The organism is Aquipuribacter sp. SD81, from assembly GCF_037153975.1.
Classification (GTDB): Bacteria; Actinomycetota; Actinomycetes; order Actinomycetales; family JBBAYJ01; genus Aquipuribacter.
Map to the genome: position 1 here is coordinate 1 of NZ_JBBAYJ010000012.1, position 26,660 is coordinate 26,660.

Consider the following 26,660-nt stretch of genomic DNA (forward strand, 5'->3'; position numbering starts at 1 on the left):
CATGCAGCGTCTGCCGCGACACCCGCCACTGCACCGCCACCTCCGTGACGGTCCGCCCCTCCGCCACGACCTCCAGCACCGCCCGATACCGCTGCTCCACCACCGACAGCTCCCTCATGATCAGGAGCGTCAAGGATCAGCCGAAACAGGTGTCAAGCATCAGCCGAAACACCGTCAACCATCACCCGACGACGAAACGTCAAGGATGAGGCGAAGGTGCACACGGGTGCGGAGCTGGCGGCGGGACTCGAACCCGCAACCGCCCGATTACAAGTCGGGTGCGCTACCAGTTGCGCCACGCCAGCGGGACTTGGGGACTCTGATCGGGACAACGATAGGGACAGCAGCCCTGCGGTTCACCCGATCAGGCCAAGGCTCCTCGTCGACCCGCTGTGAGCGGGAGCGACGTCGCCGAGGTTACCTCGTGACCCGTTCGAAGCCGGACTACCCACCTCCGCCGGAGAGCCCGGGCGCGCGGTCCGGACGGCGGTCGTGGCCGGCCGGCTCAGCGGGGACCGCTGGGCCGGCTACCTCAGGCTGCAGCGTGAGTGTGGCTTCGAGGCCACCGCGACGATCGAGGCGGGGTCCGCGCGGATGCGCGGCCCCCGCCCCGATCGTGCGGATGACGGTGTCTAGCCGGCGACGGTCACTCGACCAGGGCCGCCGGGTCGACGCCCTCAGGCAGCAGGACGGCGTCGATCGCGTGGATGACGCCGTTCGACGCCTCGACGTCCGCGGTCACCACGGTGGCGCCGTTGACGGTCACGCCACCGTCGGTGGCCAGGGTCACCGGGTCGCCCTGGACGGTCTCGACCTCACCCGCGGTGATCATGTCGGACGTCACCTCACTGTCCAGGACGTGGTAGGTGAGGATGTCGGTCAGGACCTCCTGGTTCTCGGGCAGCAGCAGCGCGTCGAGCACGCCCTCGGGCAGCGCGTCGAACGCCTCGTTCGTCGGCGCGAAGACGGTGAACGGGCCGGCGCCGCTGAGGGTCTCGACCAGGCCGGCCGCCTCGACGGCGGTGACCAGCGTGCTGAAGTCGGGGTTGCTCGCGGCGACGTCGACGATCGTGTCGGCCGCGGCCTCCTCGGTCATCTCCTCGGTCATCTCCGCGGTGGCCTCGTCCGTCATCTCCTCGGTCTCCTCGGCCACCTCCTCGGTGGCCTCGGCGGCCTCCTCGGTGGCCTCGACCGCGGCGTCCGTGGCCTCGTCGACGGGGTCGGCGTCATCCCCGCACGCGGCGAGGACCAGGGCGGCCGAGAGGGCGACCGCGGGGCCGGCGATTCGGATCTTCATGGTGTCCTCCAACTGGTGGGCGTGCGTACACAAGGCGCTTCCTGGTGACGGACCGCGACAGATGCGGTCAAACCGGAGCGTTATCGAAGCGTGACGCAACGCTCCGGGTGAGGGCCCGCCCGCCCGTGCAACGCGGACGGCGGACCCGACCACCCGCTCGTGCCGCGGCCTCGTCGTGCACAGCACGACCGGCGAGGTCCTCACCCACAGGCACAGGCGAGGCACAGGACGACCACAGCAGGGCCCTCGGTCGAGGACGGACGGTCGTCCCCGTCCCCGCCGTCCGACCGAGGAGCCGTACCGTGCCTGCCCCCACTGCCCGTCCTGCCCACCCCGACAGCCCGGCCGCTGCGTCGTACGAGGGCCGACCGCTCGCGAAGCCGACGGAGGAGGTCGTCGACCAGGGCCTCGCCTTCGACGTCGTCACCCTGCTCGACCGTCGCCGCGTCCTCGGGCTGCTCGGGCTCGGCGGCGGCGCGCTCGCGCTCGGTGCGTGCGGTGCCGCGGCCGGGGCCACCGGCACGACGTCGAGCAGCCCCACGGCCGGCACGAGCGCGACGGCCGCCTCGCTCACCGAGATCCCGGACGAGACGGCCGGCCCCTACCCCGGCGACGGCTCCAACGGCCCCGACGTCCTGGAGGAGAGCGGCGTCGTGCGCTCCGACCTCACGTCGAGCTTCGGGGGGCCGAGCGGCGTCGCCGAGGGCGTCCCGCTCACCATCGAGCTCGAGGTCGTCGACCTCGCCGGGGGCGGCGTGCCGTTCGAGGACGCGGCGGTCTACCTGTGGCACTGCGACCGCGAGGGGCGGTACTCGATGTACTCCAGCGGCGTCGAGGGCGAGAACTACCTGCGCGGCGTGCAGGTGGTCGACGGCGCGGGCCTCGTCCGCTTCACCAGCATCTTCCCCGCGTGCTACTCCGGGCGCTGGCCGCACCTCCACTTCGAGGTGTACCCCGACCTGGCGTCCACGACCGACTCGGCGAACGCCGTCGCGACGAGCCAGGTCGCGCTGCCGGAGGACGTGTGCGACGCCGTCTACGCGACCGCCGGCTACGAGTCGTCGGTGGCCACGCGCGCGCAGGTGAGCCTCGACACCGACGGCGTCTTCGGCGACGACGGCGGCGCGTCGCAGCTGGGGACGGTGACGGGCTCGGTGGAGGACGGTCTGACGGTCCGGCTGCGCGTCGGGGTCGACACGACGACGGTCCCCACGGGCGGTGGCATCGCAGGCGGCCCGGGCGGCCCGGGCGGTGGGCCCCGGCCCTGAGCGCCGGCGCCTGGGGCAGGCTGTGCCGGTGAGCGCGTGGCAGGAGCTCGACGACGGCGTCCTCGTGCGCCGCTACGCCGAGCTCGACCAGAACATCGGCCTCGTCCTCGGCGACGGCGGGCTGCTGGTGGTCGACTCCCGCTCGCACCCTCACCACGCCCGCGTGCTCGCCGAGCACGTCCGCGAGGTGTCGCGGCTGCCGGTCCGGTGGCTCGTCAACACGCACTGGCACTGGGACCACTGCTTCGGCAACAGCGTGTTCACCGACGCCGTGGTGGTCGGGCACCGGGCCTGCCGCGCCGCGCTCCTCACCGAGGGCGCCGAGCGGCTGGCTCGTCTGCGCCGCTCCGACGCCCTGCCGGCCGACGAGCGGCACCACCTCGACGAGGTCGAGATCGTGCCGCCGACCGTCACGTTCGAGCGCTCGACGTCGCTGTGGCTCGGCGACCGCGAGGTGCACGTCTCCTGGTACGGCCGCGGCCACACCGACGCCGACGTCGTGGTGCGCACCGGCGACGTCAGCTTCGCGGGCGACCTCGTCGAGCAGGGCGCGCCGCCGTCGTTCACCGACGCGTTCCCCCGGGCGTGGGTCGAGACCGTCCGCCGGATGGCGGGCGACCTCGCCCCCGTCGTCGTGCCCGGCCACGGGGCGGTCGTCGACCCCGATTTCGCCCTCGCGCAGGCCGCCGACATCGTCGACGCCCTCGACGGCGGCCGCCCGTTCCCCGACGACACGATGGCGACCCTGCTGACGCGAGCGCGGGCGGAGGGCAGGCTGGCGCCATGACGACGCCCCCCGAGGTCCCCGGCGGCTGGATCCGGCTGCTCGTGCGCAGCAAGCTCGCGGTCGGCCGCGACTTCCGCGTGCTCGACCCCGACACCGACGAGCAGCGCTACCTCGTCGACGGCAAGCTCAGCCTGCTCGGCGCCAAGGCCGAGGTGCACGACGCCGCCGGGCGCGTGCTGCTGCGCCTGGCGAGCCAGCCGCTCGACCTCGCCAAGCGCTTCACCATCACCGGGCCGGGCGGTGAGCCGGTCGCCGAGATCCGAGGCAAGCGCTTCTCCCCGATCCGCGAGCGGATGACGCTCACCACCGCGACCGGCGCCACCTGGGAGGTGGCGGGCTCGCTGCTGGAGAAGGACTACGCCGTCACCGCCCCGACCGGACCGGTCGCCCGCATCTCCCAGAAGTGGCTCGCGCTCCGCGACACGTACGCCGTGGACGTCGCGGCCGGCACCGACCCCGCGCTCGTGCTCGCCGTCCTGTGGTGCGTGGACCACTGGGTCGAGCAGCGCGACCGCTGAGGCCGGCGCGCCGGTCGCGCCGTCAGCGGGTGCAGCCCAGCTCGCGGATGCGCACGTCACGGAACGAGACGACGTCGGGAGCGCTGCCGTGCGCCTGCAGGCCGACGTGCCCGACGAGGCCGCGGCTGGAGGAGTCGGGGTCGTCCGGACGGTCCGGGAACGGCACCCCCGGCACGTTCTCGTAGGAGTTGATGACGACCCCGTTGCGGATCACCGTGTAGTGCTGGTCGACCACCCGGATCTCGAGGTCGTTCCACACGCCCTTGGGCGTCGGGTTCGCCTCCTCGAGCGTGAGGTCGGCGAAGCCGTAGATCGAGCCCGTCTTGCGGGGGTCTCCGTCGGGCGAGTCATTGACCTGCACCTCGTGGCCGCAGTTCACGGCGATCCACGACAGGTTGTTGGTCTCCGCCCCGTTGAACGTGGTCGGGCAGCCCTCGACCGGACCGTCCAGGGCCGGGAAGCGGACCTGCACGCCGCTGTTGGCCCGCACGTCGGGCCCGCCGGGCGCGTCGTCGCGGAACTGCAGCCGCAGCGAGAAGTCGCCGTACTCCTCCTCGGCGTACCAGAGGGTGCCGAAGCCGCCCGGCTGCGACCGGAGCAGCCCGTCGACGAGCTCGAAGCCGCCGTCGCCGGCGTAGTCCCAGCCCTCGAGGCTCTCGGCGGTGCCGTCGAAGAGCACCTCGTACCCGGCGACCCGGCCGACGTCCGAGCGCGCCGCCGCCGAGCGAAGCGCGCCCGCCTCGCGGCGGTCCACGACACCGTCGGCGACGAGGTCGTCGACGACGTCGCGGACGTGCCGGACGAAGGCTCCGTGGCCGCCCCACGACGACTCGTCGTCGATCAGGTCGTTGATCGTGCACCCGCCTCCCGCGTCGGCGTTGGCGACGCGGGAGGCGGTGTCGAGGAAGCGGACGGTCGGCCGGCTGTCCGGCGCGTCGCACGTCGCGGCGGACGCGGGGGCCGACGCGGTGAGGGCGCCGGCGCCCAGCACGAGCGCGACACCGACGGCGAGGTGGGAACGAGTCACGGGATGCCCTCCTGACGGTCCGGCGACGACGTCGGTGTCGTCGCCGTCTCGACCCTAACGCGACATACCGGACATCGACAGGCCACGAGCGGCCCCCCCCCGGCCGGATGTCGGCGGCCGGCCGGGTGGCGGGCGAGCGGCCCAGCGGTGAGGGTCGAGGGCATGACCCCCGCCCCGCACGACCCGCACCGCACCGACGTGCTCGTGGTGGGCGGGGGCAACGCCGGCATCTCGCTGGCGGCCCGGCTGCTGCGCACCGGCACCGCCCGCGACGTCGCGCTCGTCGAGCCCTCCCCGGTGCACCGATACCGGCCGCTGCTCAACTACGTCGGCGGCGGGGAGGCGACGACCGCCGACCTCGAGCGGCCGATGGTCGACGTCGTACCCGACGGCGTGCGCTGGGTGCGCGATGCGGTCGACGGCGTCGACCTCGACGCCCGGACCGTCACCACGCGCCGCGGCCGCACGCTCGCCTGGTCGCGGCTCGTGCTGTGCCCGGGCCTCGACGAGGACTGGGCCGCGACCCCCGGCCTGCAGGACGCGTACGCGGCCGGGTGGGCGTTCTCCACCTACGTGCCGGCGGCGGCGCCGTTGGTGTGGCCGGCGCTGCGCCGGCTGCGTGAGGGCACGGTGCTCTTCACCGTGCCGCCCGAGCCGGCCGGGTGCGCGCCGACCGCGCTCAAGCCGCTGCTCATGGCGTGCGGGCACTGGCAGCGCCGCGGCGTGCTCGACGACCTGCGGGTCGTGCTCGCGCTGCCCCTACGGCACGCCATCGGGGTGCCGGACGCCGACGCCCGGCTCGAGGAGGTGCTCGCGGGCTACGGCGTCGAGGTGTGGCGGGAGGCGACCGTCGAGAGCGTGGACCCGGTGGTCCGCACCGTCGAGGTCCGGACGCCGACCCTCACCCGGCGGCTCGAGGACCTCGCCCTCGCCCACGCCGTGCCGCACTACACGGCGCCGGGCTGGATCGAGGCCTCCGGCCTCGCCGACGGCGATCCGGCGGGCCTCGTCGACATCGACCCCGAGACGCTGCGCGCGCGGGCCCACCCGGACGTGTGGGCGATCGGCGACGCGGCGGCCCTGCGCACCACGTCGTCCGGTGGCGCGCTGCGCAAGCAGGTCGACGTGCTCGTGCACAACCTGGCCGCGGCCGCCGCCGGCGGCCGGCTGCGCCGCTACGACGGCTACACCGTCGCCCCGATCACGACGAGCCGCCGGCGGCTGCTGCTCGTGGAGACCGACCGCAGCGGCGCCCGGCGACGGCGCCTGCCGCTGCTCAGCCGCGCGAGGCCACGCCTGTCGGCGTGGCTGCTCGACCGCTACGTGCTGCCGCGCTGGTACTGGCGGGGGATCCTGCGCGGACGGGTCTGAGCTCCGCCCCGGAGACGCGTCACACCAGCGCGAGGGCGAGCAGCACGACCGTCACCGTCGCCGCCACCGTCCGCACCCGGTTCCACCGGTTCCAGCGCGGCTCGAACGCGGCCCGGGCGCGGGCGGCACCGGGCTCGTCGAGCCCGGCAACGTCGACGCCCTGCAGCCGGTTGTTCGCCGGCACGTTGACGACGACCGTCGGCAGGTGGACGCCGAGGAGCACGACGACGGCCGCCGCGACCAGCAGCGGCGCACTCGGGCCGTCGTCGGCCAGGAACCGCATGACGGCGGCGGCCAGCGGCAGCACCGCCGAGCCCGCCCACACGAGACCGAACAGCGGTGAGCCGCGCTGGATGACCCCGTCGACCACCTGGAAGGCGCGCAGGAAGTCGCGGTCGGGCAGGTCGGCGAGGCCCGGCATGACGACGACCGCGAAACCGAGGAGCAGGCCCGCGACCAGGCCGCACGCGACCACGGCGCCGACAGCGAGCACGAGGGACGCGACCACCACGTGCCCGATCATGCTCCTTCACCGACGCCGACCCGCCGACGCAGCCGGAAGGCTGCGCGCGGACGAACCTTGTACCGGCACATTGACACAATGCTGCCTGCGGCGTCATGCTCCCGCTTGTACCAGCAGTCCGATACAAAGCTGTGGAGGCCCCCATGCGTCTCGTCGTTCTCGCCGTGCTCGGCCTCGTCCCGCTCGCGGCCGTCGGCCTGCTCGTGTGCGTGCTCGTCCTCGCCACCCGCGCCCGCAGGGTGCCCGCCGCCGCGGTCCGCCGCCTCGACGGCCGACGGGCCTGGCTCCGCCCGATCGGCGCGGCGCTCGGCGTCGCCGCCGGCGCGGCCGTGGCCGCGTGGGACCCGCTCGGCCGGGGCGTGCTGCTGGCGCCCGCGGTCGTGGCGACCGGTGTCCTCGTCGGCGTCCTCGTCGCCGAGCTCGTCGTGGCACCGCCGCGCGGGCCCCGCCGGAGCGCCGGGCTCGCGACCCGACGCGTCCGCGACGTGCTGCCGCGACGGCTCTCCGTCGCGGTGGGCGTCGCCGCGGTGGGGCTCCTCGTGCTCTGCTCCGCGACGGCGCTCGCCGCGTCCCCGGACGACCTGGGCCGGGCCGGGCGAGCGCTGCGCGGGGTCTGCACCGACGGCTCGGTGACGACCACGACACCCTGGCCGGGAAGCTGGTACGTGGTGCCGCTGCTGCTGCTCGTGGGGCTCGGCCTCGTGCTCGCTCTCGCGGTCCTCACCGCCGTCGTGCGGCGCCCGCCGCTGGCGAGCCCCGACGGCTCCACCTACGCCGACGCCCACGTCGACGCGGAGCTGAGGGCCCAGTCCGCGCGCACCGTCACCGCGGCCGTCGGCCTGCTCGTCGGGGTGCCGTACCTCGGGGTGGCCCTCGTCGCGGCCACGACCGTGCACCCGTGCGTCCCGTCCCCCGGGCTGGTGCTCCTGCTCCTGCTCGCCCCGCTGCCGCTCGTCACCGCCCTGGTCGTGTGGTGCACCGCCCTGCTCCTCACCGGCCGTCACGCCCCCGCCCACCACGCCACGACGGCCGGGCGCGCCACGGTGGCGGCCCCGCCGGTCGCGGGGAGCCGGGCGTGAGCGACGACGGCCCCCAGCTGGTCGTCGACGACCGCGACCCGGTGCCGCCGTACGAGCAGCTGCGCCGCCAGCTCGCGACGGCGATCCTCGACGGCACCCTGCCGGACGGCCGGCGGCTGCCGCCCATCCGCCAGATCGCCCGCGACCTGCGGCTCGCGTCGGGCACGGTGGCCCGCACCTACCGCGAGCTGGAGTCCGCCGGGCTCGTCGTCACCTCTCGCGGGGGTGGCACCAAGGTCCAGGCGCCGCGCGTCGCGCCCGACGAGCGACGACAGCTGGCCGCGGAACGGGCCGAGGCGCTGCGCGGGGCCGCGGCGCGCTACCTGCACGAGTGCCGCCTGCTCGGCGCCGACGAGACGGAGGCGGCGCGGGCCGTGCTCGACGTCGCCGGGGCCGCTCGACCGTCCGGGACGGCGTTGGACCGTACGGGGCAGGGTCCGTACACCTCCTGACGGTCCCTGACGCCTTCCGCCACCATGGCGCCGTGGCCGGGGGACTGGATCGGGACGCCGGGTGCGACAGGCCGGGCAGCAGCGGTGCCCGGCGACGCCTGACCCGTGCCGCCCTCGCCGTCGACGCCGCCACCCCCACCTCGCGCGACCGCTACCTCGACCTGCTGCGGCTGGTGTCGCTCGTCGTCGTGGTGCTCGCCCACTGGGCGCTCGTGCTCGTCGTGCTGGACGGCACCCAGGACCTCGCCCGGTCCCCCCTCGCGGTGGCGAGCACGTGGCTGCTCATGGTCATGCCGCTGTTCTTCGCCGTCGGCGGCGCCACGCACGCCCGGACGCTGTCGCGCGCCGACCGCCCGCCCTACGCGCGGTTCGTGCTCGCCCGGGCGGAGCGGCTGCTCGGCCCGGTCGTCGCGCTGCTGGGGGTGTGGGCGGCCGCGAGCGCGCTCGCGAGCGGGGCGGTCGCGCTCGGCGTGGTCGGCTCGCTGCCCGCACCGGTCGCGCTCGCGGTCGACAACGTGAGCACGCCGCTGTGGTTCGTGGGGGTGTACCTGCTCGTCGTCGTCCTCGCCCCGGCGATGCACGCGCTGCACCGCCGCCACCGGGTCGCCACGCTGCTCGCGCTCGTCGCGGCGGTGGTCGCGGTCGACGCCGTCCGCTTCGGCTGGCTCGCCGGCGACGGCGTGCCCGTCGCCGGCCTCGCGGACCTCGTGCTCGTGTGGCTGACGATCCACCAGCTCGGCTTCGTCTGGTACGACCGGACCGCCCTGCCGGCGATCCGACCCGACGGGAGCCGGCCCCGCCCCACCGGCAGCGTGCGCGTGGGCCTCGTGCTCCTGCTGCTCGGCTGGGGCACCGCCGGTGTGCTCGCGGCGACCGGCGCCTACCCGGCCGACATGCAGGGCCTGCCCGGCAACGAGGACGTGGCGGGGAACAACTTCCTGCCGCCCACCGCGGCGCTGCTCGCGCACGGCGTCGGCCTGCTCGGGCTCGCGCTCGTGCTGCGCCCCGTCCTCACCCGGGTCCTGCGCGTGCCGGTGGTGTGGCTGACGGTGGTGAGCGGCTCGCGCGTGCTCATGACGCTGTTCTGCTGGCACCTGACGGCGGCCTACCTCGTGGTCGGCGTGCTGCTCCTGACCGGCCTCGCCCTCCCCGCGGCGGGGAGCGTCGCCTGGTGGTGGCTGCTGCTCGGCGTCGAGGTCGCGTGCGCGGCGGTGCTCGCCGGCCTCGTGGCCCTCGCGCGCCGCGGCGAGGACTGGGCGCTGCTCGGTGCGGCCCGCTCGACGGTCGGTGGCCGACGGGCGGCGCTCGTCGCGGTCGCCGCCGCGACGACCACCGCGGTAGGGGTGTACCTCGTGTCGCAGGTCGGCCTCGACGGCTGGCTCGACGGCACCCCCGAGGCGCTGCGCGCCGCGCCGGGCCTGAGCGTGAGCTCGACGGTCGGCGTCGTCGTGCTCGGTCTCGGCGTCCTCGGGCTGCGCGCGCTCGCCGGGTCGACCTCGCGCCCTCAGCCGCCGGCGCGGTCGGTGTCGGCGTCCCGCTCGACGTCGACCTGAGCGCTCCGGGCGGCGTAGGCGGCCGCGCGGACCGTGTCGTCGTCCTCCAGGCCGGCACCGAGCGCACCCGCGACGGTCGCGAGCGTCGTCGTGAACCACGCGAGGCGCAGCAGGTCGACCGGGCCGACGTCCGAGCCGACGGTGTCGGCCATGACCGACGGCACCACGAGCGCGAAGGACGCCGCGACCGACAGCACGAGCAGCGCGGCGTACAGCGCCGTCACGCCGATGAGGACGGTCACCGTCGTCGCGGTGTTGAACAGCGCGACCTGGCGCCGCGCGCCCGGACGCCCGCGCCCCTCGGGCGCCCGCTCCCACAGCCGCGCGCCGACCAGGAGGGTGACGGCCGTGACGACGACGGACCCGACCGCGAGCAGGGCGAGCCGCACGGGGCCGTAGGCGTCCGCGAGGACCCACACGTCGGGGGTGATGAGGGCGAGCACCGCGGCCGCGACGGCGGCGGTCAGCGCCCGCGAGAGCCCGAGGGCGAGCCGCCAGGGCTGGTTGACGCGCACCATGCCGAGCAGGACCCGAAGGTTGCCGCCGAGCACGCGAGCGGTGAGGACGACCGGGTTGCCCGAGTCCTCGACGTCGTCGTCGTCCTGCAGCTCGCGCACCCTGGCCGCGACGGCGTCGGGGTCGGTGCCGTCCCCACCGAGCAGGGCCTCGACGAGACGCACGGTGCCGCGCCGCGCGCCGCGACGCAGGCCGACCGGCCCGAGCGCCGGCACGCTCAGCAGCCCGACGCCGTGCAGCGGGCTCGCGGACGTGACCACGGTGCGCCGGCCCACCTCCAGCGGGAGGTCGGTGAGCACGACGACGAGGTCCCAGCCCTCCTGCACGAGGCGCTCGCGGGCGGCCCGGACGAGGTCGTCGACCCCGCTCGTGGGCGGGACCAGCGGGTCCTGCACGACGATGACGTCCCAGCCGGGCACGCCGAGCCGGTCGGCGAGGTCGCCCGGCAGCTCACGGGCGAGGCCCTCGAGCCCTCCCGGTCCCGTGGCCCGGTCGGCCGCCGCGCCGGGCGGCAGGACGACGCCGAGGCGCACCGTCCGCGCGGGGCTCTCCGTCGTCACAGCCAGGCACCCTACGCAGGCCGGCGCGGGCGGGCGTGGGCGACGACCGCGACGACGTTCACCACGACGACCACGACGACGCCCACCCACTCGTGCAGCTCGAGCACCTGCCCGAGCACGACGAGCCCCGCGAGGGCCGCGAACAGGGGGTGCGCGCTCGTCAGCACCCCGAAGTAGCGGGCCGGCAGGTGTCGCAGCGCCGTCGCGTCGGCCGCGTACGGCACGACCGAGGCGAGCACGCCCGCCGCGACGGCCTGCCCGAGCGTCGCGCCGACGAGCCGGCCGTCGGCGAGCAGCGCGGCCAGCAGCGGGAGGAAGGCGAGCCCCGACAGGGTGCACGCCGCGGCCGGACCATGGAGCCCGGGAAGCCGCGTCCCGATGAGCCGGTTGAGCAGGATGTAGGAGGCCCAGCACGTGGCCGCGGTGAGGGCGAGCCCCACGCCGACCCAGTCGCTGGAGGGGCCGGGGAGCACGAGCACGTAGACCCCGAGCGCCGCGCCCGCCGCGATGAGCAGGTCCCCGCGCGAGCGCGAGCCGAGCAGCGCGACCGCGAGCGGGCCGAGGAACTCCAGGGTGACGGCGAGCCCCAGGCCGACGCGCTCGACCGCGGCGTACAGCGACAGGTTCATGCCGGCGAACACGACCGCGAGCAGCAGGACGGGCCACCACTGCCGCCACGTGAACCGGTGCAGCGGCGGACGGACGGCGGCGAGCAGCACCGCCCCGGCCAGCACCTGCCGCACGGCGACGACGCCCGCCGGGCCGACGGCGGCGAAGGCCTGCGCACCGACCGCCGCGCCCGTCTGGTTGACGCCCGCGCTGCCGAGGGCGAGCAGCGCACCGCGCACCGGGCTCGGGACGGGTGCGTCCGGCGCGTGCCTCGTCGAGGCGGCCGTGACGACCGCCGGTGCGGGTGCCACGTCGCGCGGGGCCGTGACGGTGGTGCCGGCGGCGGGTGTGCTCATGCGACGAGGCTGCCGTCGGCGTGGGCATACGAGAAATGCACCCGCCGTCGGCGCCATACGCTGAGCGCATGACGGTCGAGTCGCTGCGGGCGTTCGTCGCGGTGGCGGACGAGGGCACCTTCACCGACGCGGCCCTCGCGCTCGGCACGTCGCAGGCCGCGGTGTCGCGGCGGGTGGCCGCGCTCGAGGACCGGCTCGGTGTCCGCCTGCTGCAGCGCGGCCCGCGGGGGGCGACCCCCACAGCGACCGGCACACGGCTGCTCGCGCACGCCCGGCGGGTGCTCGACGAGCTCGCCGCGCTCGAGCGCGTCGCCGCCGACGCGGGCAGCGAGACCCGGGTCGGTTTCGCGTGGTCCGCGCTCGGCCGGCACACCACGACGCTGCAGCGCCGGTGGGTCGCGGAGCACCCCGGTCGTCGCCTGGTGCTCGTGCAGGCCGGCACCCCGAGCGCCGGGCTGCTCGAGGGCCTCGTCGACGTCGCGGTCGTCCGGCGGGAGGTGGCCGACGAGCGGCTGCGGGCGGCGCTCGTCGGCGTCGAACGGCGGCTGGCGTGCCTGCCGTCGGACGACCCGCTCGCCCGGCGGCGCGTGCTGCGCCTCGCCGACTTCGACGGCCGCACCGTCGCCGTCGACCTCCGCACCGGCACCACGACGCGGGACCTGTGGCCCGCGGGCGGCGGACCCGCGACCACACGGGAGGTGCACGGGGTCGACGAGTGGCTCACCGCCGTCGCCGCGGGCGAGGCGCTGGGGCTGACGTCCGAGGCGACCGCCGCGCAGTTCCCGCGGCCCGGCGTCGTGTACCGGCCCGTGCAAGACGCCCCGCCCGTGCCGGTCCACCTCGTGTGGTGGCACGACGACCCGCCCTCGCACGTCGCCGAGCTGGTCGGCCTGGTCCGCGCGCTGTACGCCGCGGGATAGGCCGTCAGGCGGCGCTGGTGTCGCCGGCGGTCTGGCGCTCGGAGACCTCCCAGACCCGGCGCGCCTCGGCGGTGTCGCGCAGCGGCCGGTACAGCGGCTGCGGGGCGGGCGGGCCGCTCGTGCGGCCCGGGCCGCGGGGGCCGAACAGGCGCTCGTCGCCGGGGAACGCGTCGACGGTCGCCGCCAGCAGGGCGGGCAGGGCCGCCGACTCGACGGTGCCCGCACCGACTCCCAGGCGCGACAGCGCCGCGATGACCCGTCGGGCGCCCACCGCCCGCTCGCGGTCGAGCTCGGGCCGGACGTCGAGCAGGCTCGTCGGCGCGACCCCCGGGTGGGACAGCACGCTCGTGACGCCCCAGCCCTCCTGCTCGCTGCGCCGGCTCAGCTCGAGACCGAAGAGCCCGAGCGCGATCTTGGACGAGCGGTACGCGGCCATGCCGTCGTACGAGCGCTCCCAGTCCAGGTCCTCCCAGTGCACGCGCCCGCGGGCAGCGGCCACGCTCACCTGGGAGACGACGCGGGCCCGGCCGGCCCGCAGCAGCGGCAGCAGCTGCAGCACGAGCGCGGCGTGCCCGAGGTGGTTGGTCGCCCACTGCAGCTCGTGGCCGTCGGTGCTGGTGCGCCGCTCCGGCGGCGTCATGACGCCCGCGTTGTTGACGAGCAGGTGCACGGGCCGGCCGTCCTCGCGCAGTGCCTCCCCGAGCGCCGCGACGGAGGCCAGCGACGACAGCTCGAGGTCGCGCAGCTCGATGGCGGTGCCGGGCACGGCGGCGCGGAGGCGCTGCGCGGCCGCCTCGCCCTTGTCGCGGTTGCGGACGGGCAGCACGAGGTCGGCGCCGGCCGCGGCGAGCCGACGGGCCAGGACGAGGCCGACGCCGTCGCTGGCGCCGGTGACGACGGCGCGGGTGCCGGTGAGGTCGGGCAGGTCGAGGTCGACGGGTCGACGGGTCATGGCGGTGCTCCTCGGCGGTGGTGGCGGTTCACCGCGCCGGGCGGCGCGGTGGCAGCACCGACACTCCGCGCCGGCCGAGAGCGCAACAAGGACCCGCCGGTCCCTGGCTCGCCGGTCCCCCGCGACGGCGCTCACGAGCAGGCCGTCACGAGCAGGCCGTCACGAGCAGGCCGTCACGAGCAGGCCGTCACGAGCAGGCCGTCAGGCGGGCAGGTGCTCCCGTGCCCAGTCGCCCAGGTCCCGCAGCACGGGCGCAAGGGCCTCCCCCGGCGGCGCGAGGCGGTACCGCACTGCGACCGGGGGACCCGGGTCGACGTCCCGCACGACGATCCCGGCCTCGGCCAGCTGTCCCAGCCGCTCGGACAGGACCGAGTCGCTGATGCCCCCGGTCGCGCGCCTCAGCTCGGCGAAGCCCGCCGGGCCGTCGACGAGCGCACCGATGATGACGCCGTTCCAGCGCCTGCCGAGCAGGCCGAAGGCGTGCGTGAGCGCGGCGTCGCACGCAGGCGCCGAGTGCGCCACCGCCTGCCGCTCCGTCACGACCCCGAGGATATGCCGCCGGCCCGCCGAGGACGAGGTGCTTCTTGCGACGGTGTGACTAGTATTCTAGAAGTCACTACCGAAAAACACGTGCACAAGGAGACGTCCATGACCCTGTTCCGGCTCGACGCGAGCATCCTCCCCGCCACCTCCAGCAGCCGTGAGATCGCCGACCTCGTGGAGGAGGGCTGGCGGGCCACCCACCCCCACGCCGAGGTCGTCCGGCGCCACCTCGGCACCCAGCCGCTGCCGTCGGGAGCCTGGGCCGAGGCCGTCACGGCGGCCCACGTCGACGAGGCCGCCCGTACGCCCGAGCAGCGTGCCGCCGTCGCCCTGTCGGCGGAGCTCGTCGAGGAGCTGACCACCGCCGACGCCGTCCTGCTCGCCGTGCCGCTGTACAACTTCGGCGTCTCCCAGCACGTGAAGACGTGGATCGACCTCGTCGTCGCCGGCGCGGAGGCGGGCGCCCCGCTGCTGCAGGGGACGCCGACCGTGCTGGCGACGGTGCGGGGCGGCGCGTACGGCGCGGGCACCCCGCGCGAGGGCTGGGACCACTCGACCGCCTACCTGCGGCGCATCCTCGCCGACGTCTGGCAGGCCGACCTCACCGTCGTCGAGCGCGAGTTCACCCTCGTCGGGGTCAACCCCGCCCTCGACGAGTTCACCGAGCTCGCCGCCGAGATGCACGAGAAGGCGCTGTCGGCGGCCCGGGAGGCCGGCACCGCCCTCGGGGGCGCGGTCCGCCGGGCCGCCTGAGCCCCGCGCGCGGGTCCCTGCGAGGAAGGGGGGACCCGCGGACCGTGGTTGCCACCCCCGGCCGGGCGCTAGAACAGGTCCGTGCCCCGAGGGGTGTCACGGGAGGGGACCACGCGATGATCGACAGGGCCGGGCTGGCCTCGTTCCTGCGGCAGCGGCGCGAGGCGCTGCAGCCGGAGGACGTCGGCATGCCGCGCGGGCAGCGCCGCCGCACCAGCGGGCTGCGGCGCGAGGAGGTCGCGGTGCTGTGCCACATGTCGACGGACTACTACTCCCGGCTGGAGCAGGAGCGCGGCCCGCAGCCGTCGGAGCAGATGACGGCCGCCATCGCCCAGGGCCTGCACCTCTCCCTCGACGAGCGCGACCACCTGTTCCGCCTCGCCGGGCACACCCCGCCCACCCGCGCCGCGGCCGGGGAGCACGTCAGCCCCGGGCTGCTCCGCATCCTCGACCGCCTCGAGGACACCCCCGCGGAGGTCGTGAGCGAGCTCGGCGAGACGCTGCGGCAGACCCCCCTCGCGGTCGCGCTGTTCGGCGACGCCTCGCGCCACACCGGGGCGGCGCGCAGCCGCGGCTACCGCTGGTTCACCGACCCGGACGAGCGCCGGCTCTACCCGCCGGAGCAGCACGACCTGCACTCGCGGGTCCTCGTGGCCAACCTCCGCCAGGTGATCGCGGTGCGGGGACCGGGCTCGCGCGCGGCGCGGCTCGCCGAGCTGCTGCTGCCACGCAGCGAGGAGTTCCGGACCCTGTGGGCGGTGCACGACGTCGGGGCGCGCTTCGACGACCTGAAGGTCTTCACGCATCCCGAGGTCGGCCGCCTGGAGCTCACGTGCCAGCGCCTGCACGACCCGGAGCAGTCGCACATGCTGCTCGTCTACACCGCGGTCCCGGGCAGCGAGAGCCACGAGAGGCTCCGGCTGCTCGCCGCGGTCCGCGGCTACCCCGTGACGGTGGGCGCGCCCGACTGACGCGTCCCCCTGCGCCGGACCGGGGACCGCCACGGGAACTGGCCGGGCTACCCTCGCCGCGCGAGGCGGGCGGACCGGTACAGGGGAGTGAGCGGTGGGACGGCGTGGTGGGGCGGTGCTCGCCGTCACCGCCTGCGCCCTCGCGGTGGCCGTCGTGCTCGTCCGCCCCGGGACCGAGGTGGCACCGGACGAGCTCGCAGGACCCACGCCACCCTCGACGCCTCCCTCTCCCTCCTCCGCCCCGCCGGAGCCCACCGCGACCTACGAGCCGCTCACCCGCCCGCTCGAGCTCGGCGCGCTGACCCTGGCGGACATCGCCCCGACGACGTCCGGCGCCGGGCCCCTGGTCCTCGGCGCGCCGGAGGCGGCCCTCGCCGCCTCCGGCTGGACCACCGTCGCGGGCGAGGACGACGGCTGCCGCCGGGTGCGGGAGGCGGTCACGAGCACGGGCGACGTGCTCACCGGCTGGGTGCGCGACGGTCGGCTCGTCTCGGTGCAGGTCACGGCCGGCGCCGCAGAGCTCGACCTCCCCCGGCTCGGCCTGGCGTTCGGGCGCCCGGTCGAGGAGGTGCGGAGTGCCGGCAGACTCGCGGTGAGCGGCAGTCCGGACGCGGAGGTCAAGACCGTCACCTCCCCGGTGGCCGACGGCGTGGAGGCGCTGGCGAGCGACCTCGGCACGCCGGGGATCCGGTGGGTCGAGGTCCGGCTGCCCCCAGGCGGCGACTGCGTGCTGGACGGCCGGACGGCCGACGGGTCGCTGGGACCGGTCGAGCTCGATGCCCTGAGCCCGCCCGCCGGCCCGGAGGCCCAGGCCCCGGGCGAGGTGTCGGACGCGGTCGCCCGGCTCCAGCCGCTGCTCGGGGCCGCTCCCGGCGACGACGTCCTCACCGACGCCGGCTACCTGACGGCGTCCGACGCGGACCCCGGGTCGTGCACCCGGGTGGGGCTGGCGGGCGCCCGGCCGGGCGAAGCAGGAGCCACCTGGGTCGATGTCGCGGGCGGGGAGGTCGTGCGGGCGGGACTCACGCTCCTCGCCGGCCGCCCGGCGGCGGACCCGGGCCCGGTGCCCGGGCCGGTCCCCGGCTCACCGGGCGAGCGCACCCTCGTGCGCACCTCGACGCTGTCCGCGCTCTCGTCCGACGTCGACGGGGGCGACCTCGCCGTCGAGACGGAGACCCGGCTCACCGCCTGGCTGCCGCCCGGCGTCGACGCCTTCGCCGCCACGTCCGCGCCGGTCGTGCGAGCGGTCGCCGTGGTGCGCGAGGGCGCCGGCGTCGTCCCGGGCTGCTCGTCCCTGCTGCCCTGAGCGGGCGACGGACGCCCGGCCGGCGATCGCGGCCCGCACGCACCCACCGGGTGCACCTCGTGGCACCGTGTCCCCGTGACGACGACCCGCCTCGTCTGCGTGGGCGACTCCTTCACCGAGGGCATGTCCGACGTGCTCCGCCCGGACGGGCACCACACGGGCTGGGCGGACCGGGTCGCGGTCGCCCTCGCCGTGCACGAGCGCCGCCGCGCCGGCGGCACGGTCGAGTACGCGAACCTCGCCGTGCGGGGCAAGCTGCTCGACCAGGTGCTCGTCGAGCAGCTGCCCGCCGCGCTCGACCTCGACCCGACCGTCCTCACCTTCCACGCCGGGCCGAACGACGTGCTGCGCCGCGGCACGGATCTGCCCGACCTCGCCCGGCGCTACGAGAGCGCGGTCGCCCGCGCGGCCGGCGCGGTGAGCCGGCTCGTGCTCTTCACCGCGATCGGCCGGGCCGGTGGCAGCGGCCGCCTCGCGGACTGGCTCGCCGACCGCTTCGCGCGCTTCAACGACACCGTGCGCGCCGTCGCCGACCGGCACGGCGCGACCCTCGTCGACATGGGGCGCGTGCCGACGCTCACCGACATCCGCATGTGGCACGTGGACCGGCTGCACCTCAACGCCGGCGGCCACACGCGCGTCGCCGCCGGGGTGCTCGAGCAGCTCGGCGTCACCGACGAGGACCTCCTCGGCGGCCCGCCCGGCTGGTGGACCGAGCCGCTGCCGCCCGCGACGCTCGTGCCGCGCCACCAGCAGGTCGCCACCGACGTGCGGTGGGCGCGCGAGCACCTGGCCCCGTGGGTGGGCCGCCGGCTCCGCGGTGTGTCCAGCGGCGACGGCCGCGTCCCGAAGGACGCCCGGCCGCGGGTCGTCGAGGTGCCGTCCTAGGGGACGAACCGGGCGCCGTCCGGCGTTGTACCCGTCGATGACGAGCCTCCCGACCGAGCCCGCCGCCCAGCCGCAGCGCGCCGAGCGTGCCCGCCGGCCGCTGCTCGACGTCCGCCGCATCTACCTCGAGCCGGAGGCGGCGGAGCTGCCGCGCGGGCAGGAGGTGCTCGCCCGCTGGCCCGACGCCGAGCGCGTCGAGGTCGCGAGCCACTGGCGCATCCCCGAGCTGGCGGGCGACGAGGCGAACGTGCGCCGCTGGGTGCGCATCAAGACCGAGGCACTCGTCCTCGGGGTCAAGAAGTCCCTGACGGCGCGGCGCAACGGCCGCTCGAGCGACTGGGTCGCCCCGTCGACGGCGAACGGCTGCGCCATGGCGTGCGCGTACTGCTACGTGCCGCGGCGCAAGGGCTACAGCAACCCCGTCACCGTGTTCGCCAACATCGACCAGATCACCGGCTACCTCGCCCGCCACGTGGCCCGGCAGGGCACCAAGCCGGAGCCGGACCAGGTCGACCCCCACGCGTGGGTGTACGACATCGGCGAGAACAGCGACTGCTCGGTCGACGCGCGCCTGTCGGACAACGTCCGCGACCTCGTCGACCTGTTCCGGGGCCTGCCGACGGCCAAGGCCTCGTTCGCGACCAAGCACGTCAACCGGGACCTGCTCGACTGGGACCCGCAGGGCCGCACACGGGTCCGTCTCAGCCTCATGCCCGAGGACGTGTCACGGCTCCTCGACGTGCGCACCGACCCGGTCGCCGACCGGCTCGCCGCGGTCGACGACTTCGTCGGGGCCGGGTACGAGGTCCACGTCAACCTCTCCCCCGTCGTCGTGCAGGACGGGTGGCTGCAGGCGTGGGACGGGCTGCTGCAGCAGCTCGACGACACCACGGGTCCTGCGTTCAAGGCGCAGGCCGCCGCCGAGGTGATCATGCTGACCCACAACGCGGGCCTGCACGAGGTCAACCTCGGCTGGCACCCGAAGGCCGAGGACGTGCTGTGGCGCCCGGACCTGCAGGAGACGAAGCGGTCGCAGACCGGCGGGGCCAACGTGCGGTACCGGACCGGGGACAAGGGCCGCTACGTCCGACAGCTGCTCGACCTCGTCGAGCGCCGCACGCCGTGGCTGCGCGTGCGCTACGCGTTCTGAGCCGGGGCTCAGGCCTGCTGCGTGACGACGAGCAGGGCCGCGACCACGACGAGCCCGCCCAGCCCCGCCGCCACGAACCGCCCGTTGCGGTGACGCAGCGCCGGCTCCGTCATCGCCCGTGAGCCCTGCCGCACGGCGCGACCGCCCGGCCCCCACCACGCGACGAGGCCTGTGAGCACCGCGGCCACCGACAGCACGAGCGGCTCGGTGAGGGTCGCCCGCACCGCGTCGAGGTTCGACCACGGCACGCCGCGGGCCTCCAGCAGCAGCGCACCGGCCAGCAGCAGCGCCGGGGACAGCGCGAGCACGCCGAGCACCACGTAGCCGACGCTCGTGAGCAGCGCGCCGACGACACGGAACGGGTAGGCGAACACCTGCCCGGTCCACGTGCCGGCCCCGACCCGGCCGTCCCGCACGCGCACGCGGGCGACGGCGATGCGGGACCACTGCACGGCGCGGGCCAGGCCGGCCCACGCCAGCGTGACGACCGCCGCCCCGAGCGGGCTCACCGCCGCGACGGCGACGAGCACCGCCCCCGCGACCAGGGCAAGGAGGGGACGGCGCGGCAGGTCCGGCACCGGGGCGCCCCAGCGCTGCTGGGGCTGCACGCTAGCGGGCGGCGCCGGCAGGGCGGGTGGACCCCCGTCCCCCGACGGCGCCGGGGAGCCCGGACCCACCGGCCCGACCGGCGCGGGGGGCCCCGCCTGACGTGCGGGCCCGGTGGCGGACGTCGGGACGTACGCGACGCCCGGCAGCGGCGCCGTCGTGTCCGGGGCCGGGACGGGCCGCGACGGGGCCGCCGTCCGGGGCGCCGCGCCCGCCGGTTGCGCTGCGGCCGGGGTGACCGCGGTACGACGCGGCGGCCGGGCCGGGGGCGGGCGCTCCACGACCCGGGTCTCGGGTGCGTCGGGTGGCACGGTCGGCAGCGACGCGGTCGCGACGTCGACCCGGGTGAGCGGGCGGGTCAGCGGCGCCCCGGGTCCGCGGCCCCCGCCCGGGACGACCGGCGCGGCGGCGCCCGTCCCCGGCGGTACGAGGCGCGGCCGGCGTCCCGTCAGCCGGGCGACGGCGTCGGCGAGGTCGTCCGGTCCCGGTCGGGCCGCCGGGTCGGGGCGCAGCGCGGCCGCGAGCAGGCGCGCCAGCGGCTCCGGCACGCCGTCGAGGTCGGCGCTGCCGCGGCGGACGCGGTCGAAGACGGCCTCCATGGGGCCACCCCGGAACGGCGCGCGACCGGTGGCGGCGAAGGCGACGACCGCCCCCCAGCCCCACCAGTCGGCGGCCTCGCCCACGTCGGTGCCCTCCAGCACCTCCGGCGCGAGGTAGCCGGGCGTGCCGACCATGAGGCCGGTCGACGTCAGCTGCGCGTCGTCGGCGGCCCGGGCGATGCCGAAGTCGATGAGCACCGGCGCGCCGTCGAGGAGCAGCACGTTGCCGGGCTTGAGGTCGCGGTGGACGACGCCGACCGCGTGCACCGCCGACAGCGCCTCCACGAGCCCGACCATGAGCTCGTCGAGGGCCGGACGGCGCAGCGGACCGCGCGAGCGCACGACGGCGTCGAGCGCGTCGCCGGGCACGAAGCGCATGACGACGTACGGCAGGTCGGCGTCGAAGTCGGCGTCGAGCACCTCCGCGACCCGGGGGTGGCGCACCTTGGACAGCGTGCGCACCTCGCGCGCGAGCCGCTCGCGGGTCTGCGGGTCCGTCGCCACGTGGGGGCGCACGACCTTGACCGCGACCGCACGCTCGTCGGGGTCCATCGCGAGGTGCACGACGCCCATGCCGCCCTCGCCGATGACGCGGAGCAGGCGGTACGGACCGAGGCTCTGCCCCGGGCCCACGCTCACCTCACCCGCTCCCCGCTCACCCCTCCACGGTAGAGCGTGGGCCCCGGCTCGGCCGCCGCGCTCGCGCGCGGGCTAGCGTCGGGACCGTGCCCGACGCCCTCACCTGCCGCGCGCTGACGAAGCGCTTCGGCGCGACGCTGGCGGTCGACGCGCTCGACCTCGTCGTTCCGACGGGGTCGATGTTCGGCCTCGTCGGGCCGAACGGGGCCGGCAAGACGACGACGCTGTCGATGGCGACGGGCCTGCTGCGCCCGGACGGCGGGCAGGTGCTCGTGGACGGCGGCGACGTGTGGGCGGACCTGCGCCGGGCGCACCGGCTGCTCGGCGTGCTGCCGGACGGCCTGCCGACGCTGGACCGCCTGAGCGGGCCGGAGCTCGTCGAGCACACCGCCCGCCTGCACGGCCTGCCGCGGGCGGTCGCCGCCTCGCGCGCCGCGGACCTGCTCGACGTGCTCGACCTCGCGACGGCCGGGCGCACGCTCGTCGTCGACTACTCCGCCGGCATGCGGAAGAAGGTCGGGCTCGCGTGCGCGCTCGTCCACGCCCCGCGGGTGCTCGTGCTCGACGAGCCGTTCGAGGCCGTCGACCCGGTGTCGGCGACGACCATCCGCGAGCTGCTCCGGCGCTTCGCCGCCGACGGCGGCACCGTCGTCGTCAGCAGCCACGTCATGGCGCTCGTCGAGCAGCTGTGCGACCACGTCGGCGTCATCGTGTCCGGCCGGGTGGTCGCCGCCGGGACCGTCGCGGAGGTCCGGGGCGGCGGGAGCCTCGAGGAGCGCTTCGTCGCGCTGTCCGGGGGCACGCGCGGCATCGGGGAGGGGCTCACGTGGTTGGCGTCCTCGTCGGACTGAGGTGGCGGCTGCTGCGCAACCAGCTGCGGGGCGGCACCGAGCAGGTGCTCCTCCTCGTGCTCGGCAGCATCGTCGCGCTGTCGGTGCTCGTCGTCGCCGTGGGCTCGCTCGTGGCCCTCCGCTTCGCCCCCGTCGACCTGGCCGCGGCCGCCGTCGTCGCCTTCGGCTCCCTCGTGGTGGTCGCGTGGGTCCTGCTGCCGCTGCTCATGAGCACCGACGACGTCATGAGCGACCCCGTCCGCTTCGCGCTGCTGCCCGTGCGGCCGCGCACCCTGGCGGCCGGCCTGCTGGCCGGCTCGGCGGTGACGCCGTTCGCGGTCGCCACCGCGCTCGCCTCCCTCGCCCTCGTCGTCACCTTCGGCCGCGGTCCGGTGACGGTCGTGGCGGCCCTGCTCGCGGCGGCGCTCGGCACCGCGACGTGCCTGCTGGCCTCCCGCGCGACGCTGACCGCCGCGGCCTCGCTGGTGTCCGGTCGTCGCGGGCGGGAGGCGACCATCGCCGTCGGCGTGGTCGTGCTGTCCCTCTTCGGCTTCACCGGACCGCTGCTCGCCGCGCTCGGCCAGCAGCTGCGCACGGGCGCGGTGGACGCCCTCGTCGAGGTGCTGGCGTGGAGCCCGCTCGGCGCGGCGTGGTCGCTCCCCGGCACGGCGGCGCAGGAACGGTGGGCCGTGCTCGCCGGCCGCGGCGTGGTCGTCCTGCTGACGCTGGCGGTGCTGTGGTGGGTGTACGAGCGGGCGCTGGTCGCCCGGCTCCGCCCGAGCGGCTCGGGGCGCCGGGGCCGCCTGTCCCGCCCGGGGCGGTCCGCCCCCGGGCCCGTCGGCGCCGAGCGCGCGAGCGCGTCCCCGGGCCCGCTCGCGCGCCTGGTCCCGGACCGGCCCGTCGGGGCGCTGCTCGAGCGCAGCCTGCGCTACTGGCGGCGCGACACCCGCTACGCGGTGTCGGTCGTCGCGCTGCCCGTCATCGTCCTGCTGCTGCTGTCGCTGCCGCGGCTCACCGAGGCACCCTCGGCCTTCGCCCTCGGCGCCGGCCCCCTCGTCGGGCTGCTGCTCGGCTTCACCATGCTCAACGAGCTGGCCTTCGACGGCGGGGCGCTGTGGGTGAGCCTGAGCGCGGGGGTGCGGGGCCGGGACGACCGCACCGCCCGCTCCCTCGGGATGCTCGTGTGGGGCGCCCCGCTGACCCTGGCGGTCGCGGTCGCCGGGGCGGTCATGGGCGGGCGCCCCGGGCTCGCGCCGGCGCTCGCCGGCGCCTCGCTCGCCGTGCTGCTCGTGGGGACGGCCGTCGCCGCGGTGTCGTCGGTGGTCTACCCGTTCCCGGTGCCGCCGGCGGGCTCGAACCCGTTCTCCGGCAGCAACGGCGGCGGCGTCGCGGCGCTCGTGCAGCAGGGCGTGAGCGGTCTGGTGCTGCTGCCGCTGCTGGTGCTGCCGGCTGCGCTGCTGGTCGGGGCGTGGTTCGTGCCGGCGCTCGGCTGGGTCCTCGCGGTAGCGGGCCCGGCCTACGGCGCCGGGCTGCTCGCGCTCGGCGTGCACCTCGGCGCCCGGGTCTACGACCGCCGGGGCCCCGACCTGCTGGCCCGGCTCCGCCGCTGAGCGGCGTGCCTCAGCCGACCGGCGCGCCGTCGGCCGCCGCCCGCATCGCCGCGACGTCCAGGCGGGTCATGCCGAGCATGGCCTCGGTCGCGCGCCGGGCCCGCTCCGGGTCCGCGTCGGCCATGAGGGCGACGGCCTCCTTCGGCACGACCTGCCACGACAGGCCGAAGCGGTCCTTGAGCCAGCCGCACGGGCCCTCCTCGCCTCCCTCGGACAGCCGGTCCCAGTAGTGGTCGGCCTCCGCCTGGTCCTCGCACATGACCTGGAAGCTGACGGCCTCGGAGAACGTGAACTGCGGGCCCCCGTTGAGGCCGGTGTACGGCTGCCCGTCGAGCGTGAACTCGACGACCATGACGTAGCCCGCGGGACCGCTCGGGGTGTCGGCGGGTGCGCGCTGGACGCTCGTCACCTCGGAGTTGGGGAAGATCGAGACGTAGTGGGCGGCGGCGGCCTCCGCCTGGCCGTCGAACCACAGGCACGGCACGGTCCTGGGCATCTGTTCCTCCTGGGTCGTCGCTCGGCGCCGCCGGTCGGCGCCTGGCACCCGTGAGACCGCGGTCGACCGCCGGAGTCATCGGCGGGCCGTCGCCCCTCGTGCCGCCGCTCGGTGCGACGCACCTCCCCGCCCCCGGAGCGGCTCCGCGACAGGTCGTGCACGACCACCTGGAGGAGAGGTCGGCACGGAACGAGTCGTGCACGACCGTGTAGCGGACGACCGTGTCGCGCACGACACGGTCGTGTGCGACACACAGCGGACCGCACCCGTCCCAGAACCCGTCGCGCACGACACGGTCGTGCACGACCGACGCACGCGACCCCGACCGCGCGCTCCTCAGTCGCGGACCAGCGACCGGTCGTCGGCGTCCTCGACCGGCGTGCCCTCGCGGCCGTGCAGCAGGCACGCGGCGGCGTGGTCCGGCCCGACCGTCATGAGGACCGGGTCGATTGTCGGGCACGCGTCGAAGGCCTCGGGGCAGCGCGTGCGGAACCTGCACCCGCTCGGCACGGCGGTCGGGCTCGGCACGTCGCCGGTGAGCAGGACCGGCTCGCGCCGCCGCTCGGCGGCCGGGTCGGGGCGAGGGACCGACGACAGCAGCGCGCGCGTGTACGGGTGCTGCGGGTCGCTCACGACCTCGTGGGCGGGGCCGACCTCGACCACGCGACCGAGGTACATGACGGCGATCCGGTCGCTGACGTGCCGCACCGCGGCGAGGTCGTGGCTGACGAACAGCAGGGTGAGGCCGAGGTCGCGCTGCAGCCGCCGCAACAGGTTCATGACCTGCGCCTGGATCGACACGTCGAGGCTCGCGACGGCCTCGTCGGCGACGATGAGGTCCGGCTCGCCGGCGAGCGCGCGGGCGATGCCGACCCGCTGCCGCTGCCCGCCGGAGAACTCGTGCGGGAAGCGGTCGGCGGCCGCCGCGGGGATGCCGACCATCTCCAGCAGCTCCTCGACCCGGCGGCGGCGGTCCCGCGCCCCGCCGTGAAGGCCGTGCACGACGAGCGGCTCCTCGACGGCGTCGGCGATGCTGTGCCGCGGGTCGAGGCTCGCGTACGGGTCCTGGAAGACCATGACGGCGCGGCGGCGCATCTCCCGCAGCCGGCGCCGGGGCAGGCCGGTGACCTCGGTGCCGTCGATGACGACCGTGCCGCCCGTGGGCTCCACGAGCCGCAGCACGGCGTTGCCGAGCGTCGACTTGCCGCACCCGGACTCCCCCACGAGGCCGAGGGTCTCCCCGCGGCGGATGTCGAGGTCCACGCCGTCGACGGCCCGGACCGGCCGCTTCGCCGGACCGAAGTGGACCTCGAGCCCGCGGACGCTGACGAGCGCGTCGTCGACCGTCCCGGCCACCTGCTCAGCCACCGGCCACCTCCGTGCGCTCGTCGCCGCGCCCGGTCGGGGAGGGCACGGGGCAGTGCGTCGCCGCGAGGTGGGAGGGGTCGGCGGACGAGCGGTCGACGCCGTCCACCTCGGCGACGGGGCGCAGCCGCTGCGGGTGCGCGACGCACTCGGGGTGCGCCACGGGGCACCGCGGCGCGAAGGCGCAGCCGGGCGGCGGGTCGACCGGGTCCGGGGGCAGGCCCGGCATGGCGACGAGGTCGTCGCGCGCGTCGCCGGTCGCCGGGTCGTCGATGTCCGGCAGCGAGGCGAGGAGGCCGCGCGTGTACGGGTGCGTCGGCTGCGAGAACAGCGCGTCGGTGGGACCGGTCTCCACGACGCGGCCTGCGTACATGACGGCGACCCGGTCGGCGGTCCCGGCGACCACGCCCAGGTCGTGGGTGATCCACACGACCGCGGTGCCGTGCTCGGACTGCAGCCGCTGCACGAGCCGGAGGATCTGCGCCTGCACGGTGACGTCGAGAGCGGTCGTCGCCTCGTCGGCCACGAGCACGGCCGGGTCGTGCGCGAGCGCGATGGCGATCATGACGCGCTGGCGCTGGCCGCCGGACAGCTGGTGCGGGTACGACCGCAGCGCCCGGTCGGGGTCGGGCAGCCCGACCTCGCCGAGCAGGTCCCGCGCCCGGGCGAGGAGGACGTCCTTGCCCCGTCGCGCGCCGTCCCGGCCGGCGTGGGCGCGGAGCCCCTCGAGCAGCTGCCGCCTGATCGTCAGCACGGGGTTGAGCGAGGTCATGGGGTCCTGGAAGACCATGCCGATGCCGGGCCCACGCAGCCGGCGCAGGCGCTCCTCGCTCGCGCCGACCAGCTGCTCGCCCCGCAGCTGCGCCTCGCCCTCGACCCGCGCCGAGGCCGGCAGCAGCCCGAGCACCGCGAGCATGCTCACGCTCTTGCCCGACCCGGACTCCCCGACGACCGCGAGGGTCTCCCCCGGGGCCACCTCGAGGTCGACGCCGCGCACGACCGTCGCCGGGCCGCGGGAGGTGGGGAACGTGACCCGCAGGTCGGACACCCGCAGCGCGGGGCCGTCGTGGTCGTGGTCGCGCCCGGTCGTGCGCGTCGCCGTCGCCTCGCTCACAC

The 26,660-nt window shown here is 76.4% G+C and carries 26 protein-coding genes and 1 tRNA gene; 15 read left to right on the forward strand and 12 right to left on the reverse strand.

Features of this window, described 5'->3' with window-relative positions; translation table 11 throughout:
* Positions 1-232 precede the first annotated feature (232 nt).
* Both WAA21_RS08820 and WAA21_RS08825 read right to left on the reverse strand, forming a co-directional pair.
* Positions 233-305, reverse strand: a tRNA-Thr gene (locus WAA21_RS08820).
* Positions 306-646: 341 nt separating this feature from the next.
* Positions 647-1,297 carry a fasciclin domain-containing protein gene (locus tag WAA21_RS08825; protein WP_336922413.1) on the reverse strand — a complete coding sequence of 217 codons (651 nt, stop codon included), beginning with the start codon at positions 1,295-1,297 and terminating at the stop codon, positions 647-649.
* A 302-nt stretch (positions 1,298-1,599) separates the two neighbouring features.
* Here WAA21_RS08825 and WAA21_RS08830 point away from each other — a divergent pair, with 302 nt between their 5' ends.
* Genes WAA21_RS08830 through WAA21_RS08840 form a run of 3 tightly spaced genes read left to right on the forward strand, consistent with a single transcriptional unit; the run spans position 1,600 to position 3,870 of the window.
* Positions 1,600-2,565 carry an intradiol ring-cleavage dioxygenase gene (locus tag WAA21_RS08830; RefSeq protein ID WP_336922414.1) on the forward strand — a complete coding sequence of 322 codons (966 nt, stop codon included), beginning with the start codon at positions 1,600-1,602 and terminating at the stop codon, positions 2,563-2,565.
* Positions 2,566-2,593: 28 nt separating this feature from the next.
* Complete coding sequence (locus WAA21_RS08835; RefSeq protein WP_336922415.1) at positions 2,594-3,352, forward strand: MBL fold metallo-hydrolase; 759 nt, start codon at positions 2,594-2,596, stop codon at positions 3,350-3,352.
* Positions 3,349-3,870, forward strand: a complete 522-nt coding sequence (locus WAA21_RS08840; protein WP_336922416.1) for an LURP-one-related/scramblase family protein — start codon at positions 3,349-3,351, stop codon at positions 3,868-3,870. Before WAA21_RS08835 ends, WAA21_RS08840 begins: the two co-directional genes overlap by 4 nt.
* Before the next feature lie 22 nt (positions 3,871-3,892).
* On the opposite strand, the gene WAA21_RS08845 is transcribed toward WAA21_RS08840, so the two are convergent.
* Positions 3,893-4,897 (reverse strand): 3-keto-disaccharide hydrolase, encoded by a 1,005-nt coding sequence (locus tag WAA21_RS08845; RefSeq protein WP_336922417.1) that lies wholly within the window; start codon positions 4,895-4,897, stop codon positions 3,893-3,895.
* Positions 4,898-5,059: 162 nt separating this feature from the next.
* On the opposite strand from WAA21_RS08845, the gene WAA21_RS08850 reads away from it, so the two are divergent.
* Positions 5,060-6,268: an FAD/NAD(P)-binding oxidoreductase gene (locus WAA21_RS08850; RefSeq protein ID WP_336922418.1), complete on the forward strand. Its 1,209-nt coding sequence runs from the start codon at positions 5,060-5,062 to the stop codon at positions 6,266-6,268.
* Between the two features lie 19 nt (positions 6,269-6,287).
* Here the strand turns inward: WAA21_RS08850 and WAA21_RS08855 are convergent, their stop codons facing one another.
* Entirely contained in the window at positions 6,288-6,779 is a 492-nt protein-coding gene (locus WAA21_RS08855; protein ID WP_336922419.1) for an anthrone oxygenase family protein, read from the reverse strand.
* A 155-nt stretch (positions 6,780-6,934) separates the two neighbouring features.
* On the opposite strand from WAA21_RS08855, the gene WAA21_RS08860 reads away from it, so the two are divergent.
* Genes WAA21_RS08860 through WAA21_RS08870 form a run of 3 tightly spaced genes read left to right on the forward strand, consistent with a single transcriptional unit; the run spans position 6,935 to position 9,875 of the window.
* On the forward strand, positions 6,935-7,870 hold the full coding sequence (locus WAA21_RS08860; RefSeq protein WP_336922420.1) for a hypothetical protein: 936 nt from the start codon (positions 6,935-6,937) through the stop codon (positions 7,868-7,870).
* Positions 7,867-8,322, forward strand: a complete 456-nt coding sequence (locus WAA21_RS08865; RefSeq protein WP_336922421.1) for a GntR family transcriptional regulator — start codon at positions 7,867-7,869, stop codon at positions 8,320-8,322. Before WAA21_RS08860 ends, WAA21_RS08865 begins: the two co-directional genes overlap by 4 nt.
* Positions 8,323-8,354: 32 nt before the next feature.
* Positions 8,355-9,875 (forward strand): acyltransferase family protein, encoded by a 1,521-nt coding sequence (locus tag WAA21_RS08870; RefSeq protein ID WP_336922422.1) that lies wholly within the window; start codon positions 8,355-8,357, stop codon positions 9,873-9,875.
* On the opposite strand, the gene WAA21_RS08875 is transcribed toward WAA21_RS08870, so the two are convergent.
* A complete protein-coding gene (locus WAA21_RS08875) occupies positions 9,827-10,951 on the reverse strand; it encodes a hypothetical protein (RefSeq protein ID WP_336922423.1) in 1,125 nt (374 codons plus the stop codon). The genes WAA21_RS08870 and WAA21_RS08875 overlap by 49 nt on opposite strands.
* Before the next feature lie 11 nt (positions 10,952-10,962).
* Positions 10,963-11,916: an EamA family transporter gene (locus WAA21_RS08880; RefSeq protein WP_336922424.1), complete on the reverse strand. Its 954-nt coding sequence runs from the start codon at positions 11,914-11,916 to the stop codon at positions 10,963-10,965.
* A 68-nt stretch (positions 11,917-11,984) separates the two neighbouring features.
* Between WAA21_RS08880 and WAA21_RS08885 the strand changes: the two genes are divergently transcribed.
* A complete protein-coding gene (locus tag WAA21_RS08885; RefSeq protein ID WP_336922425.1) occupies positions 11,985-12,836 on the forward strand; it encodes a LysR family transcriptional regulator in 852 nt (283 codons plus the stop codon).
* A 4-nt stretch (positions 12,837-12,840) separates the two neighbouring features.
* On the opposite strand, the gene WAA21_RS08890 is transcribed toward WAA21_RS08885, so the two are convergent.
* Positions 12,841-13,788: an SDR family oxidoreductase gene (locus WAA21_RS08890; protein WP_336922426.1), complete on the reverse strand. Its 948-nt coding sequence runs from the start codon at positions 13,786-13,788 to the stop codon at positions 12,841-12,843.
* 201 nt (positions 13,789-13,989) lie between these two features.
* Positions 13,990-14,328 carry a winged helix-turn-helix transcriptional regulator gene (locus WAA21_RS08895; protein ID WP_336922427.1) on the reverse strand — a complete coding sequence of 113 codons (339 nt, stop codon included), beginning with the start codon at positions 14,326-14,328 and terminating at the stop codon, positions 13,990-13,992.
* Between the two features lie 108 nt (positions 14,329-14,436).
* Here WAA21_RS08895 and WAA21_RS08900 point away from each other — a divergent pair, with 108 nt between their 5' ends.
* The 5 genes from WAA21_RS08900 to WAA21_RS08920 all read left to right on the forward strand — a co-directional run bounded on the left by WAA21_RS08900 (position 14,437) and on the right by WAA21_RS08920 (position 19,399).
* Positions 14,437-15,084, forward strand: a complete 648-nt coding sequence (locus tag WAA21_RS08900) for an FMN-dependent NADH-azoreductase (protein ID WP_336922428.1) — start codon at positions 14,437-14,439, stop codon at positions 15,082-15,084.
* A 116-nt stretch (positions 15,085-15,200) separates the two neighbouring features.
* Positions 15,201-16,055, forward strand: coding sequence for a helix-turn-helix transcriptional regulator (locus WAA21_RS08905; RefSeq protein WP_336922429.1), 855 nt, complete (start codon positions 15,201-15,203; stop codon positions 16,053-16,055).
* A 94-nt stretch (positions 16,056-16,149) separates the two neighbouring features.
* Positions 16,150-17,361, forward strand: a complete 1,212-nt coding sequence (locus WAA21_RS08910) for a hypothetical protein (RefSeq protein WP_336922430.1) — start codon at positions 16,150-16,152, stop codon at positions 17,359-17,361.
* A 75-nt stretch (positions 17,362-17,436) separates the two neighbouring features.
* Positions 17,437-18,249 carry an SGNH/GDSL hydrolase family protein gene (locus WAA21_RS08915; protein WP_336922431.1) on the forward strand — a complete coding sequence of 271 codons (813 nt, stop codon included), beginning with the start codon at positions 17,437-17,439 and terminating at the stop codon, positions 18,247-18,249.
* Between the two features lie 37 nt (positions 18,250-18,286).
* Complete coding sequence (locus WAA21_RS08920; protein WP_336922432.1) at positions 18,287-19,399, forward strand: spore photoproduct lyase family protein; 1,113 nt, start codon at positions 18,287-18,289, stop codon at positions 19,397-19,399.
* A gap of 8 nt (positions 19,400-19,407) precedes the next feature.
* Here the strand turns inward: WAA21_RS08920 and WAA21_RS08925 are convergent, their stop codons facing one another.
* Entirely contained in the window at positions 19,408-21,243 is a 1,836-nt protein-coding gene (locus tag WAA21_RS08925) for a serine/threonine-protein kinase (protein ID WP_336922433.1), read from the reverse strand.
* A gap of 86 nt (positions 21,244-21,329) precedes the next feature.
* On the opposite strand from WAA21_RS08925, the gene WAA21_RS08930 reads away from it, so the two are divergent.
* Entirely contained in the window at positions 21,330-22,094 is a 765-nt protein-coding gene (locus tag WAA21_RS08930) for an ABC transporter ATP-binding protein (protein WP_336922434.1), read from the forward strand.
* Positions 22,070-23,683 (forward strand): hypothetical protein, encoded by a 1,614-nt coding sequence (locus WAA21_RS08935; RefSeq protein ID WP_336922435.1) that lies wholly within the window; start codon positions 22,070-22,072, stop codon positions 23,681-23,683. Before WAA21_RS08930 ends, WAA21_RS08935 begins: the two co-directional genes overlap by 25 nt.
* 10 nt (positions 23,684-23,693) lie before the next feature.
* On the opposite strand, the gene WAA21_RS08940 is transcribed toward WAA21_RS08935, so the two are convergent.
* From WAA21_RS08940 to WAA21_RS08950, 3 genes are all read right to left on the reverse strand, one after another.
* The gene (locus WAA21_RS08940; RefSeq protein WP_336922436.1) at positions 23,694-24,179 is read right to left on the reverse strand and encodes a VOC family protein; all 486 of its coding nucleotides are present in this window, start codon (positions 24,177-24,179) and stop codon (positions 23,694-23,696) included.
* 336 nt (positions 24,180-24,515) lie between these two features.
* Complete coding sequence (locus tag WAA21_RS08945) at positions 24,516-25,547, reverse strand: ABC transporter ATP-binding protein (protein WP_336922437.1); 1,032 nt, start codon at positions 25,545-25,547, stop codon at positions 24,516-24,518.
* Positions 25,540-26,658, reverse strand: a complete 1,119-nt coding sequence (locus tag WAA21_RS08950; protein WP_336922438.1) for an ABC transporter ATP-binding protein — start codon at positions 26,656-26,658, stop codon at positions 25,540-25,542. The genes WAA21_RS08945 and WAA21_RS08950 overlap by 8 nt, the downstream gene beginning before the upstream one ends.
* Positions 26,659-26,660: the final 2 nt, after the last annotated feature.